This is a genomic window from Mesorhizobium sp. M0408 (genome assembly GCF_040321495.1).
Taxonomy (GTDB): domain Bacteria; phylum Pseudomonadota; class Alphaproteobacteria; order Rhizobiales; family Rhizobiaceae; genus Mesorhizobium.
Map to the genome: position 1 here is coordinate 155402 of NZ_JAMYRO010000004.1, position 14027 is coordinate 169428.

Annotated in this window: 11 protein-coding genes; 4 read left to right on the forward strand and 7 right to left on the reverse strand. The window is 63.0% G+C overall.

Annotation, left to right across the window (positions count from 1 at the left end; all coding sequences use genetic code 11):
• Window positions 1-13: 13 nt before the first annotated feature.
• From NKI67_RS06325 to NKI67_RS06350, 6 genes are all read right to left on the reverse strand, one after another.
• Entirely contained in the window at window positions 14-856 is an 843-nt protein-coding gene (locus tag NKI67_RS06325; RefSeq protein WP_352644784.1) for a DUF1194 domain-containing protein, read from the reverse strand.
• A 100-nt stretch (window positions 857-956) separates the two neighbouring features.
• Entirely contained in the window at window positions 957-1292 is a 336-nt protein-coding gene (locus NKI67_RS06330; protein ID WP_352644786.1) for a zinc metalloprotease, read from the reverse strand.
• A 173-nt stretch (window positions 1293-1465) separates the two neighbouring features.
• A complete protein-coding gene (locus tag NKI67_RS06335) occupies window positions 1466-1918 on the reverse strand; it encodes a zinc metalloprotease (protein WP_352644788.1) in 453 nt (150 codons plus the stop codon).
• Window positions 1919-1925: 7 nt separating this feature from the next.
• Window positions 1926-4487, reverse strand: coding sequence for a GcvT family protein (locus tag NKI67_RS06340; protein WP_352568956.1), 2562 nt, complete (start codon window positions 4485-4487; stop codon window positions 1926-1928).
• Between the two features lie 268 nt (window positions 4488-4755).
• The gene (locus NKI67_RS06345; protein WP_023676533.1) at window positions 4756-5019 is read right to left on the reverse strand and encodes a hypothetical protein; all 264 of its coding nucleotides are present in this window, start codon (window positions 5017-5019) and stop codon (window positions 4756-4758) included.
• Between the two features lie 156 nt (window positions 5020-5175).
• On the reverse strand, window positions 5176-7665 hold the full coding sequence (locus tag NKI67_RS06350) for a mechanosensitive ion channel family protein (RefSeq protein WP_352568957.1): 2490 nt from the start codon (window positions 7663-7665) through the stop codon (window positions 5176-5178).
• 250 nt (window positions 7666-7915) lie between these two features.
• Between NKI67_RS06350 and NKI67_RS06355 the strand changes: the two genes are divergently transcribed.
• Genes NKI67_RS06355 through NKI67_RS06370 form a run of 4 tightly spaced genes read left to right on the forward strand, consistent with a single transcriptional unit; the run spans window position 7916 to window position 13056 of the window.
• A complete protein-coding gene (locus tag NKI67_RS06355) occupies window positions 7916-9175 on the forward strand; it encodes a sarcosine oxidase subunit beta (protein ID WP_352568999.1) in 1260 nt (419 codons plus the stop codon).
• Window positions 9176-9186: 11 nt separating this feature from the next.
• Complete coding sequence (locus NKI67_RS06360) at window positions 9187-9483, forward strand: sarcosine oxidase subunit delta (RefSeq protein WP_023676536.1); 297 nt, start codon at window positions 9187-9189, stop codon at window positions 9481-9483.
• Window positions 9480-12476: a sarcosine oxidase subunit alpha gene (locus NKI67_RS06365; RefSeq protein WP_352568958.1), complete on the forward strand. Its 2997-nt coding sequence runs from the start codon at window positions 9480-9482 to the stop codon at window positions 12474-12476. The genes NKI67_RS06360 and NKI67_RS06365 overlap by 4 nt, the downstream gene beginning before the upstream one ends.
• Window positions 12469-13056 (forward strand): sarcosine oxidase subunit gamma, encoded by a 588-nt coding sequence (locus NKI67_RS06370; protein ID WP_023676538.1) that lies wholly within the window; start codon window positions 12469-12471, stop codon window positions 13054-13056. The genes NKI67_RS06365 and NKI67_RS06370 overlap by 8 nt, the downstream gene beginning before the upstream one ends.
• Window positions 13057-13075: 19 nt before the next feature.
• Here the strand turns inward: NKI67_RS06370 and NKI67_RS06375 are convergent, their stop codons facing one another.
• Entirely contained in the window at window positions 13076-13774 is a 699-nt protein-coding gene (locus NKI67_RS06375; protein ID WP_352623286.1) for a nitroreductase, read from the reverse strand.
• Window positions 13775-14027 lie beyond the last annotated feature (253 nt).

Sequence of the window (14027 nt, forward strand, 5' to 3'; positions counted from 1 at the left end):
GCAAACTCCGCCATCAGCGGCTGTCGTACATCCAGCTGCGGTCGCGCCACATTTTTTCGCCGACCAGGCAGTCGGTGACGGGGATGTCCTGTGCCAGCACCAATGGCGGATGCGCCGCCTCTTCCGCCGCTCGCTGCGGCGAGGCCGGACCGGCAAGCTCCAGCACCAGCTTGCGGCGGATGGCCTCCGGAAACTGCGTCCAGTCATTGACCGGGATCATGAAGGAGCCCGGCCCGCCGATGACGCAGTCGCTGTAGTAGCGGTCGAGATTGTTGACATCGTAAGCGCTGCTGAACCCGCCCCTGGTCATCAGCGGCAGGCCGTTGACGGTGATGCCTTGCTTGATCACGGCGTCGCGGGTGATATCGACAGGTGCGCCCTGGTTGTTGGGGCCGTCACCCGAAATGTCGATCACCCGCTTGACGCCCTGGAAGCCGCTTTCAGCAAAGAGATCGCTGGCGAATTCCAGCGCGCCGGAGATCGAGGTGCGCCTGGCACTGGCCGGCGGATGAGCGGAAAGCTGCGCTGCCAGCCGCTCGGCGTCGGCACGATTGGCGATCACCGTCCACGGCACGACGACCTGCTGCCAGGTCGCGCCAGCCCATTCGACATAGGTGACGGCAATCTTGCCATGAGCGCCTTCGCCGATTGCCTGCAGGACATCGTCATGCGTCAGCGCCGCCGCATAGCCATGACGCTGGATTTCGAGCTCGTCCGGCGACATGGACAACGAAACGTCGACTGCCAGCACCAGTTCGACGTCGACCGGCTCGGCGGCGCGGGAGTTTGCAGTCAGCCATAGCACCGACGCCAGCGCGGCGGCACCCGAGACGAGATGTCTTGCAAAACCAGACATGCCGCACGGTAAGCGAAAATTGCCGATCGACAAAGAGAAAAGCCCGGTGGAGAGCCGGGCTCATTCGGTCACATTTTTGCGAACCGCCGGAAAACGAATTTCATTTGTGGATGCGGTGCCCGCCCCGTCCCCGCCACTCCACGGCCTTCTCGACATCCGTCTCGGAGGATGGGTCCGGCTTCGGTTTTCTAGCACCGACCCCGCGCGCTGCCCTCCAGTTCGGCTTAAATGACGGCGGAAGCCACAACAGAATACCTGCAACCGCGGCAGGCAAGATAATCGCAAAACGCAGAATTGAAAGTACGATGCCGCAGATGCCGACGATCTGCGCGGCCCGGCGGACGCCGAAGCGTCTCAGGAACAAATGTCTTGCAAGCACGCCGTCATCCAGATCGTAGGCGGGCAGGATGTTGAGAATGATAAGTGATACGTTCAACAATGCGCCAATCCAAAGCGTCCATTCCAGAGGACCGGCCGACCTTGACGGCAGCCACCCGAATGGCCTTTCGGGCGCAACTGGATGAGTTCTCCAAAAACCAGATAATAGGCCGCATCGAAAAACGCGGCGAGCGCGACGTTCGCCAGGGGACCCGCTATCGCAATCCGCGCCTAGGCAGGCGATGGCGCTGCGGCGCGTTTGAAACGCGTGAGCCCGCCGAAGAGATTTAATTCTATCCTGTCAGTGGCGACGCCTTGTCGGCGTCCGATCCAGGCGTGTGCCAGTTCGTGCAGAAATATCGACGCAAACAGAAGCGCTGCAAAGATAGAGGTATGGATCAGTGCATCCTTGGGTCGGCTCGCCCACTCGTTCAGGAAGGGCAGCACAATGGGAATTGCGAAGGTCCAGCTGACGCGAACCGGGATATTCCGGTTCAGCTGAAACACAAGCGCATCGTTTTTTCTGTCCCAGCCGATCCGCCGCAAAGGCACCCCCCAATCGCAGCGCGACGGTAAGCGAGAATCATCGCTCCACAAAGCGAAAAGCCCGACGATGAATCGGGCTTCTGCATTCAGGTCCTGCTGGCACTGCTCGGCTTGCCTGTGTGGAGAATCGGCAGGCAAGCAACGCTTAGCTGCGCGGATTGAGGTTCTCCGGGTCGTAGAGCGGCCTGTAGCCGACGGCGGCCACTTCGACCGGGTACTTCTCGCCGAAATATTCGACGCTCAGCTTGCGGCCCTCCTGGCAATACGCCCAGGGCAGGTGGGCGAGCGCGATGTTCTTGCCGAGGGTCGGACCATAGGCCACCGAGGTCGTGAAGGAGCGGCGGCCGAGCTCGTCGACGAGCGTCTCACCGGTTTGCGGGTCCATCACCGGCATCGTGCCAACCGGATAGCGGGGAACACCATTCGAATCTGTATTGTCCGTCATGATAAGCGTGCAAAGCATGGCCGGCTGATGCACCCGGGCGCGATATTGCAGATGCTTTGCCTTGCCGCAGAAATCGGCCTCCTTGACTTTCGGACGGGCAAGGTCGGCTTCCAGCAGATTGTATTCGGTCAAGAGGTCCGCGTTTTGCAGGCGCAGGCTCTTCTCCATGCGGCGGCTGTTGGCATAGGTCTCGACGCCAAAGGCCATCACGCCGGTCGACCGCAGCGCGTCCCAGACAGCCAGGCCGTCCTCGTAGCGCATATGCAGTTCCCAGCCTTGCTCGCCGACATAGGAGATGCGGAAGGCGGTCACGTCCTTGCCGGCGATCCTGACGGGCTTGATCGCGGCAAAGGGAAAATTCTCAGGCGTCAGTCCGTCGGGGTTTTCCACGACCTTGCCCAATGTTGCCCGCGCGTTCGGACCCCAGATGCCGACGGTCACATATCTCTCGGTCACATCGGTGACGGTAACGTCGAAGCCTTTGTCCTCTGCCGTCCGGCGCATGTACTGGAAGTCGCGCGGCCCGGCATCAGCGCCGTCGATGACGCGGCAGCGGTCGGCCATGCGGATGACGGTCAGGTCGGCGCGCACCATGCCTTCCTCGTCGAGGAAATGGGTATAGATGCCCTTGCCGATATTGCCGTCACCGCCGATCTTTGCCGCGCACAGCCATTCCATCAGCGCGACATGGTCCGGGCCTTCCACGTCGTACATGGCGAAATGCGACAGGTTGACGATGCCGCAATCCTCGCTCATCGCGAGATGCTCGGCGTTCGAGACGCGCCAGAAGTGGCGGTTATCCCATTCGTTTTGGCGCACCGGCACCCGGTTGCCGTATTTCTCGAGCAGATGCTCGTTGGCGGCGTAGCCGTGGGCGCGCTCCCAGCCGCCGAGCTCCATGAAATAGCCGCCGAGTTCCTTTTCGCGCTCCCAGAAGGGCGAGCGGCGGACATTGCGGGCCTTGGAGAAGGGTTCGCGCGGATGGACAGCCGGGTTGTAGACCTTCATCGCCGTTTCGGTGCAGCGGTCCCAGATGAACTGCTCTTTCGTCTGGTGCGGATAGAAGCGCGAATAGTCGATGGCGTGGTGGTCGATCGCCGTGCGGCCGTCCGTCATCCAGTCGGCGATGAGCTTGCCCATGCCGGGGCCGTCCTTGACCCAGATCGCAACGGCATACCATAGGCCCCTGACCTTCTGGCTTTCGCCCATCGAGGGGCCGCCGTCCGCCGTCACCTGCAGCAGGCCGTTGAAGGAATGGCTCTCATTGTAGCCCAGCTCGCCCAGGATCGGCGTCAGTTCCATGGCGCGCTCGAGCGGCGCCAGGATTTGTTCCATGTCGAGATCGCGTTGCGACGGCGAAAGCCGCGCCTGGTTTTTCTCGAGAATATCGCGCGGATGGCAAAGGCGCGGATTGGTCTCTTCGTAATAACCCCATTCGATCTGCCCGCCTTCGGCGGTCTTGGGGTCGCCGGTATCGCGCATGTAAGCCGAGTTGCCCTGATCGCGCAGCAGCGGCCAGCCGATCTCCTTGCCGGTGCCGGCGAACTCAGTGTACGGCCCGAAGAAGGTAAGCGGATGGTCAATCGGCATGACCGGCAGGTCCTCGCCCGCCATTTCCGCGATCAGCCGTCCCCAGATGCCGGTGCAGACCACGACATAGTCGGCCTCGATGGTGCCGCGGTCGGTCACCACGCCCTTGATGCGGCCGTTCTCGATGACGAGCGACCTGGCCGACGTATTGGCAAACGCCCTGAGTTTGCCGGAAGCTTCCGCCTGGTCGACAAGCTTGCCGGCGACGGTCTGCGAGCGCGGGATGACGAGGCCGGCGTCGGGATCCCACAGGCCGCCCTGTACCATCTGTTCTTCGATCAGCGGGAATTTTTCCTTGATCTCGGCGGGATCGATCAGGCGGGCGCGTGTGCCGAAGGCCTTCGCCGAGGCGATCTTGCGCTTGATCTCCGCCATGCGAGCGTCGTCGCCGACGCGGGCGACCTCGAGGCCGCCGATGCGCGCGTAGTGACCCATCTTTTCGTAGAAATCGATGGAATAGAGCGTCGTCCAGCACGACAGGAAATCATGGCTGGTCGTGTAGCAGAAGTCGGAGGCATGCGCCGTCGAGCCGATATCCGTCGGGATGCCCGATTTGTCGATGCCGACAATATCGTCCCATCCGCGCTCGATCAGGTGATGGGCGACCGATGCGCCGACGATGCCGCCCAGCCCGACGATGACGACCTTCGCCTTTTCCGGAAACCCTGCCATTGCCCGCGACTCCAAGATGCTATTGCGAGCAGACTATAGGGCGGCGCGGCGCCGCGCTTGCAGCCTGTTTGCGACATCGCCAAAAAAGCCCGCGCCACCAGCCCGTCGAATGCAGTTAGACCTACGCCTTCGCCCTGCTCGGTACGAAGGCGCTGCTAGAGCCCGCCCTGCGCAGCTTCGAAGAAAAGTGCATACCTTCATCGCCGATTACCGGAAGCAAACAAAAGGCCGGGCGTTTGCCCGGCCTTCAAAAATCATGGCGTCGACTTTATTTGATGCGCGCGACGCCGCCCGAGATCTCAATCGTCTCCGAACCGGTCAGCGCCTCGAGGTCGCCATTCGGCAAGGTAACAAAACAGCCGCTCGGGCAAAATTCCACGGTTTCGCCAGCGGCCAGCGCCAGCTCGGTCTTGCCGCCGCCTTCCGTCACGATCAGCGTGCGGGTCTCGGCGTCCTTGTTGACCGCGCTGGCGGCATGGGCCGAACCGCCCACGGCCAGAAAAGCGATGGCGGCGACGAGAGACTTCCACATTTTGCAGTATCGGTGTTGCCACCGCCTCTGTTGCATTTCGCAAGGCATTCTCGCCGTTTGCAGGTGAGCTTATATGCAATGCAAGCTGAACGGCAACTGAATGCCGCATTCATGCCGCAATTGGTTTCCGAAGGCTTGAAGGCAAGCTCCAATCAGCTAGTCAGGATCGGGCTTCCGTACCTTGCGTCCCGACTTGGCGAGACGTTTCGCCTCGACCGCCGCTAGGGCTTTTGCTTGTTCCCGCTCGGCGAATTCGACTTCGATCTTGTCGTCGTCGATCGGCCACGCCTCGTGCTTTTTGGTCTCGACGACGGCGCGCGGTGTCGACGGAATTTCGATATGCTGGTCGGCGAACACATCGAAGATGGCAAAGCGGATGTCGTTCTGGACGATATTGCCACTAAGAACGTCTGCCAGGAATACGCGGATCTCGAATTCGAGCGCGGCCGGGCCGAAATTGGAAAACAGCACAAAGGGTTCGGGGTTTTTCAGCACCAGCGGATGACTGCGCGCGATCTCCAACAGGACGCCATGCACGTGCTTGATGTCGCTGCCATAGGCGACGCCGACCTTGATATCGATGCGGCCGAGCTTGTTGCGGTGCGTCCAGTTCCCGACCGCATTGTTGATCAGGTTTGAATTGGGCAGGATCACCGACTGCCGCTGGAACGTTTCGATCTCGGTGGCGCGCACGCTGATCTTCTTGACCGTGCCGCTGATGTCACCGGCAACGATCCAGTCGCCGACCTTGAACGGCCGCTCGGCCAAAAGGATCAGGCCCGAGACGAAGTTGGAGACGACATTCTGCAGGCCAAAGCCGATGCCGAGAGACAGGGCGCCGGCGACCAACGCGAGATTGGAGAGGTCGATACCGGCCGCCGAGATGCCGACCAGTGCCGCGACCGCGACGCCGGCATAGCCGACCGCCAGCCGGATCGAATTGCGCACACCGGTGTCGACCCGGCCGCGCGCCATCACCGAACCGTCGAGCCAGCCCTGGAACCAGCGCGTCAGGAAATAGCCGATGATGAAGACGACGACGCCAGTGAGGATGCCGGTGACCGAGATCGTCACCGAGCCTATGGTGAGGCCCGTCGCCAGCTTGTAGGCCCAGGCCTGGATGTCGCCGGGCTGGAAGCCCCACATCAACAGGATCAGCGGCAGGAACACCAGCACGATCATGATGTTTATGGCGGCGCTGACGACAAGCCCGAGCTGGTCGAGCGCGGTCTCTTCGTAGCTTGAATTGGCCGCTAGCCAGCGCCCGATCGAAGTGTTGGCGAAACCACCTTCCTCGCCGATCGCCCGCGCCGACAGGAAGCCGATATAGGCGGTGACCAGGATAGTGCCGGTAACCACGACCTGCACCGAGACGAAAATAGCAAGGCCGATAAAGCCGAGCAGCGCCGACGCTATGGTGAATAGCCCTAGCGCGACGGCGGTGTAGCGCAGCCATGCCGGCCACGGGCGCCAGCTCCCGTCGGCAGCCTTGAACGGCTTCAGCAGCCCCATCAGGATCAGGATGACGCCGACGCTGATGGTGGCGACAAAGCTTCTGGCGATGGTCAGCGATAGCGGCGAGCCCATCTTGTCGTTGACGACCGACAGGAAATAATTGATGCCGATGGCGACGGCCATGGCAGTCGTCAGCCGCACCAGCCAGCGCGCCGGGCCGGTTTCGACAGGGATCAGACGCCAGTTCGGCAACCGCGGTTCCAGCGCCGCATTGGTCAGCCGGTTGACGCAGAACACCACCGCGATAACGGCAACCAGCGAATTCAGGAAGATGCCGATGTCGCCGCGCAAGACATTGTAATAATTGAAGAAGAAGACCGTCGAGATAAGGAAGGCGCCAACCGCCAGCGACGGCAGCAATGTCGACCAGAACGCCACCGACAGGCGGCTGAGATAGGATGGATCCTCGACGGAAGGATCGGCTTCGAAGACGCGGCCGAACAGGCGCCGCCCGCCGACAAAAAGCACGGCGGCCAGCGCAAGCGCCATCAACGTCGCGGCAAGAATTGCCTGGAACTTGAACTTGAAGGCGAAGCTCAGCCAGGACGACACCGCTTTGTAGAAACTGGTAAATTCGTCATTGGCGTTGGAAATGACCTCCGGGCTCAATGCATCGGACAGCACGTAGCGCTTGGTGAGCTGATTGCGGAACAGCTCGCTGCGCATGTTGCCGATCTTCTCGATCAGCCCGCTGACACGGATCGACAGGTTCTGCGCGCTGGCAATGACGGCGTTAATCTCGGCTTTTTCGGAAGCCAGCGCCTGGCGTTCACCGGTCACGATGTCGGGCTCGGCCGGCTGGCCCGCGGCCGGCGGAGGTCCCAGCGTCTCGATCCGATCGTTGATATCGCCGAGACGCGAGCGGAACGCCAGCGCGCTGGTGAGCGCCGCCCGCGACAGATCCTCCAATTGCAGGCGGATTTCCACCAGGGTGGCATCGTCTTGGCCGTCCTGCTGTATCTTCTTCTCGAGATCGTCGGTTTTGGCCGTCAGGCTCTGGATGACCTTCTGCTGGTCTGTAACCAGCCCGGCGGCACCCTGCCCGAGCGCCTGCGCCATCGCGTCGAACGACGGCGGCGCCAAGACAACAAGCGCAACGATCAGGACCAGGCGGAGTAAACGAAAGAACATGATTTTTCTGGCGACTCGCGGACGGCAGCGGCAGTTTTGAAGCACGTCCTTGATAAAGACGCTCATATCACGGGGCAAGTCATGCCAGGCGGCTCGTTTTCGAAGTCCGCCAATCGAAGTCGGCCAATCCAATCGAAGTCGGCCAATCCAGTCGAAGTCGGGGAGTCGAAAAGCGATGGCGCAATCTTGGCTTTGCGTTGGCGGCCTGCTCTATAGTCTGCCGCAAAGCCTGAAATGGATGACAATAAGAATGGCGGAATATTCGGCCTTTTCGCTTCTCAAGAACGCGCTGACCGGAAACAAGGACTGGAGGCCGGCCTGGCGCAAGCCCGACCCGAAGGCGTCCTACGACGTGATCGTCATCGGCGGCGGCGGCCATGGCCTGTCGACCGCCTACTACCTAGCCAAGGAGCACGGCATCACCAATGTCGCGGTGCTGGAGAAGGGCTGGCTCGGTTCCGGCAATGTCGGCCGCAACACCACGGCGGTCCGTTCCAACTATCTCCTGCCGGCCAACACGCGCTTTTACGAGCATTCGATGAAGCTGTGGGAGAACCTGGCCCATGACCTCAACTACAACGTCATGTTCTCGCAGCGCGGCTGCCTGAACCTCGCCCACACACCTGCTCAGCTCGACGACTATGCCCGGCGCGGCAACGCCATGCGCCATCTCGGCGTTGACGCCGAACTGATGACCACGGCCGAAATCGCGCGCCTGGTGCCGGCGCTCGACGTCTCAGCCACCGCGCGTTTCCCGATCGTCGGCGGCCTGATGCAGCGGCGCGCCGGCACCGCCCGCCACGACGCCGTCGCCTGGGGCTATGCGCGCGGCGCAGATCGCCGCGGCGTCGACATCATCGAAAATTGCGAGGTCACCGGCTTCCTGCGCGACGGCGACCGCATCACCGGCGTCACGACAACGCGCGGCGAAATCCGCGCAAAAAAGGTAGCGGTCGCGGTTGCCGGCAGCACCGGGCGGGTCATGCGGCTTGCCGGCATCGAGACGATGCCGATCGAGAGCCACGTGCTGCAGGCCTTCGTCACGGAATCGCTAAAACCGTTCATCGATACGGTCCTGACCTTCGGCATGGGCCATTTCTACATGTCGCAATCGGACAAGGGCGGCCTTGTCTATGGCGGCGATCTCGACGGCTACAACAGCTACGCCCAACGCGGCAGCCTGCCGATCGTCGATGAGGTGATGAGCGAGATGCTGGCGCTGTTCCCTGGGCTGGCCCGTGTCCGCATGCTGCGCTCATGGGGCGGCGTCTGCGACATGTCGATGGACGGCTCGCCAATCATCACCACCGGTCCGCTGCCGGGCATGTATCTCAACTGCGGCTGGTGCTATGGCGGCTTCAAGGCGACGCCGGCTTCCGGCTGGTGCTTTGCCTGGACCATTGCCAAGGACGAGCCGCACGGTCTCAACTCGGCCTTCACGCTCGACCGCTTCTACCGTGGCCTGGTGATCGACGACAAGGGCCAGGGCGCCACGCCCCGGCTGCATTAGGTTAGAGATCCATGCTCATCACCTGCCCCTATTGCGGCCCGCGCGACGTGATCGAATTCACCTATCAGGGCGACGGCAATCGCCAGCGCCCACAGCCCGCCTCGCAGAACCTCGACGCCTGGAACGCCTATGTCTACGACCGGCTTAATCCAGCCGGCGACCACAATGAGATCTGGCAGCATTCCGGCGGCTGCCGCGCCCATCTCAGGGTCGTGCGCAACACGCTGACGCACGAGATCTCCAGCACCGCGTTCGCGCGCGGCGACCACAACTCGGTTGCGCGGCACCGGGCCGAGGACAAGCCATGAGCCCGCGCCGTACAGAGGCCGGGGGCCGCATCGACCGGCTGCGGACCATCCGTTTCACCTTCGACGACGCGCCTTATACCGGCCATGCCGGCGACACGCTGGCTTCGGCGCTGCTGGCCAACGGCATCACCCTGTTTGGGCGTTCGTTCAAATATCACCGCCCGCGCGGCGTGCTGACCGCCAGCGTCGAGGAACCGAACGCGCTGGTCACAGTGTTGAGGGGCGAGGTTCGCGAGCCGAACATCCCCGCCACAATGGTCGAGATTTATGACGGGCTGGCCGCGATCAGCCAGAACCGCTTCCCTTCGCTTGCCTGGGACGTCAGTGCCGTGAACCAGCTCGGCGGCAAGCTTTTGTCGGCCGGCTTCTACTACAAGACCTTCATGGGACCGGTGATCGGTCCGCTGAAGGGCACTCGCTTCTGGATGTTCTGTGAGCATTTCATCCGCCGTGCCGCCGGCCTGGGCAAGGCAGGCACGGCTCCCGATACGGCGCGCTACGAACGCATGAACGCGTTTTGCGATGTGCTGGTAGTCGGCTCCGGCCCGGCGGGGCTGATGGCCGCCAGGGCGGCTGCCGATCAGGGTGCACGCGTCATCCTGGCCGAGCTCGAGCCGCATTTCGGCGGCTCGGCCAATTGGTCGGGCGAGACGATCGATGGCATGCCGGCCGCCGACTGGGCAGCGCGCGCCGCTGGCCAGCTCGAAGGCCGTGACAATATCCGCCTGCTGCCGCGCACCACCGTCTGGGGCTATTATGACGGCAACACGCTTGCCGCGCTCGAACGTGTCACCGACCACAAGGAAACGCCCGGCAAGGGCGAATCGCGCCATCGCTACTGGACGATCCGCGCCAGGTCGGTGGTGCTGGCCACCGGATCCCTGGAGCGTCCGCTGGTCTTTCCAGGCAATGATCGGCCAGGCGTAATGCTGGCGCATGCTGCCGAGCGTTATGCCATTGAATATGGCGTGCTGCCCGGCGACAGGATCGGGCTGTTCACCAACAATGACAGCGCCTATCGCGCGGCCCTGGCGCTGAAGAAGGCCGGCGCCGTGGTCGTCGCCATCATCGACGTGCGCCCTGAGCTTTCGAGCGAAATGCGCAAGCTGGCCGGCGAGACCGAGGCCGAGATCCTTTCTGGCCACGCGGTGATCGCCACCGAGGGCGGCAAGGCGCTTTCCGGCTTCAAGGTGCAGCGCTTCGACATGGTCAACGGCGCGCTTTCCGGCGATGCGCGCAGCATCCACGCCGATTGCCTATTGATGTCGGGCGGCTGGTCGCCGACCATTCATCTGGCCAGCCAGGCCGGAGCCAAAGCGGAATGGAACGAAGCATTGCAAGCGTTCCTGCCGCCCAAGCCGACGACACAGCAATGGATCGGCGCCGGCGCCTTCACCGGCAGTTTCTCCACCGCCGAGGCGATCGCCGAAGGTCGCGCCGCCGGTCTTTCCGCTGCGGGCGCAACCGCCACGCCGGCGGCCTTGCCTGCCGTCGAAGCAGCACCTGGCGATCCCGATCCGGCGCCGGTGTTCGAGATCAAGGCCGAAGGAAAAAGCTTCGTCGACTTCCAGCATGACGTGACGGCGGATGACGTGCGGCTGGCGCATCGCGAAGGCTTCGTCTCGGTCGAGCATCTGAAGCGCTACACCACGCTCGGCATGGCAACCGACCAGGGCAAGAGCTCCAACATACCCGGCCTGGCCATAATGGCCGAGGCGCTGGGCAAGCCGATCCCGCAGGTCGGCACGACGCGCTTTCGCCCGCCCTTTTCGGCGGTGTCGATCGGCTCGCTAGCCGCCGAACGCTTCGGCGATCTGAAGCCCGAGCGGCTGACGCCGATGCATGACTGGCACGTCGCCAACGGCGCCACCATGTATTCCGCCGGCCTGTGGTATCGGCCGATGATCTACGGCCATCCCGGCGAGACGATCGAGCAGGCCTATGTCCGCGAAGCGAGAGGCACGCGCGAGAGCGCCGGCATCGTCGATGTCTCGACACTGGGCAAGATCGCGGTGCAAGGCCCCGACGCGGCGGAATTCCTCGACCGCCTATACACCAACATGTTTTCGACGCTGGCCGTCGGCAAGGCGCGCTACGGGCTGATGCTGCGCGAGGACGGTCTCGCCTTTGACGACGGCACCACGTGGCGCCTCGGCGAGCAGGATTTCCTGATGACCACCACCACCGCCAATGCCGGCAAGGTGATGCAGCATCTGGAATATTTCCTCGACGTGATCTGGCCGGCGCTGAAGGTCCACGTCACCTCGGTGACCGACCAATGGGCCGGTGCCGCCATCGGCGGGCCGAAGGCAAGGCAGATACTGGCTGCTTGCGTCAGCGGCACTGCCGTCGACAATGCCGCCCTGCCCTTCATGGGCATCGTCCACGGCGAAATCGCCGGCGTGCCGGTGATGATCTGCCGGCTGTCCTTCTCCGGCGAAATGGCCTTCGAGGTCTATTCCGGCGCCGGCTACGGCACCCATGTCTGGGAGGCGCTGATCGAAGCCGGCAAGCCGTTCGGGCTGGTGACCTACGGGCTGGAGGCGCTGGGCACCATGCGCATCGAGAAAGGCCACGTCACCGGTGCCGAGATCGACGGCCGTACCACGGCACGCGACCTGCATCTCGACTGGATGCTGTCGAAGAAGAAGCCGTTCATCGGTTCGGCGATGATGGACCGCGAGGGGCTGATCGCGCCCGACCGCCTGGAACTCGTCGGTATTGTTTCGCTCGACAACCAGCCGCTCAATGGCGGCGCACACATCGTCGAGGAGCTTGACGAAGCCAATCCGCACGGCTCGCTTGGCCACATCACCGCTTGCTGCTATTCGCCGGCGCTGGGTAAATATATCGCGCTTGCCCTGGTCAAGGGCGGCAAGGCGCGGCGCGGCACGCGCGCTTATGTCTCCGACCCGCTGCGCAACCGGTTCGGGCCGGTCGAGATCGTCTCCAACCATTTCTTCGATCCGGACGGGAGCCGCATGCATGGTTGAACGCCAATCGCCGCTTGAGCCGGTGCTGCATCCGGGCTCGCATGGCAATTTCGAGCATGGTGTCGAAATCATCCTCTCCGAAACCAGGCCGGGTTCGATCCTGCAGCTCGCCGCCTGGCCCGGCGAGGAGAAGAAGTTGATGGCCGGCATCCATGCGGTCACCGGCCTGGCTTTGCCCGACGGCGCCGGTGGCGGTGTGACGAACGGCGCCAGGTCGGTGTTCGGCTTTGCGCCGGGAAAGTTCACTGTGGTCGATGAAGCCGAGGGATTGGCGCCGGCCTTTGCCAGTGTCGTCACTTCGGCCATCGGTACGGTGACCGACCTTTCGCACGGCCGCACCGCGATCCGTATCGCCGGGCCGAAGGCCGAGTGGGTGCTGGCGAAATTCTTCGCCATCGACTTCGCGCTGCCGGCCTTCCCGATCGGCGCCGGCCGCTCGACCATGCATCACGACATCTTCGCGCAGATCCAGCGCACCGGCGCCGATCAGTTCGACATCTATGTGTTCCGCTCGTTTGCCCGCTCGTTCTGGAAAGCGCTCTGCCATGCGAGCGAGGAAGTCGGCTACGAAGTGCAGTAGAGCCGGACGGCGCTTCACGTCACTCCGCGAACGTCACCCACTCTTCCAGCGGCGCGCGGTCGGTGCGGAAGGCATTTTCGGGCTTGGACGTATCCTCGTGGCCGAGCGCCATGCCGCAGACGATGATCTCCTCGTCGGGAATGTTGAGCACCGGCCTGATCTGCCGGTGATAGGGCGCGAAGGCGGCTTGCGGACAGGTGTGCAGGCTCCTGCCCCGCGCGGCGACCATGATGTTTTGCAGGAACATGCCGTAGTCGATCCACGACCCCTTGTTCAGCCGCCGGTCGACGGTGAAGATCATGCCGACCGGCGCGTCGAAGAAGACGAAGTTGCGGTCGTGCTGCGCACGCATCCTGTCGACCTCGCGCCGGCCGATGCCGAGCACGCCGTAGAGGCCGAAACCGTTGGCCCGCCGTCGCGTCAGATAGGGTTCGAAGAACTGGTCGGGATAGTAGCGATACTCGTCCCACTCGGCCTTTTCGGCGCGGATGCCCGAGCTGAGGATGGCGTCGGTGATGCGCTGCTTGACCTCGCCCTTGGTCACATAGACTTTCCAGGGTTGCATATTGGTGCCTGAGGGCGCGCGCGCGGCAACGGCGAGAATATCGCGGATGATCTCGTCGTCGACCATATCGGGCAAGAAGGCGCGTACCGACCGCCGCGAGGTGATCGCGTCATCGACGATCGCCGCCGCAATCCGGGAGTTGTTTTCCAGCATGGGCCGTCCTTTTGCGTATGATCCCGAACCGATTTTCCGGAAGGATCATGCGCCGACTAGAAGTGATGGAGCATCCTTGCGCGTCTTTTTGAACGCCCGATAGCCTACCCGCCTCGACCGGACGCCCCACTCGCCGCTCGTGCGCCGAGCCTTTGCCCGAACCGTCAAAATGGCGCAAGTAAATCTTGTGGTTGCGTGAAAATCCTCTTGATTTTTTCATGAACCCGCCATCAAATGAAATTTGCTGAGAATT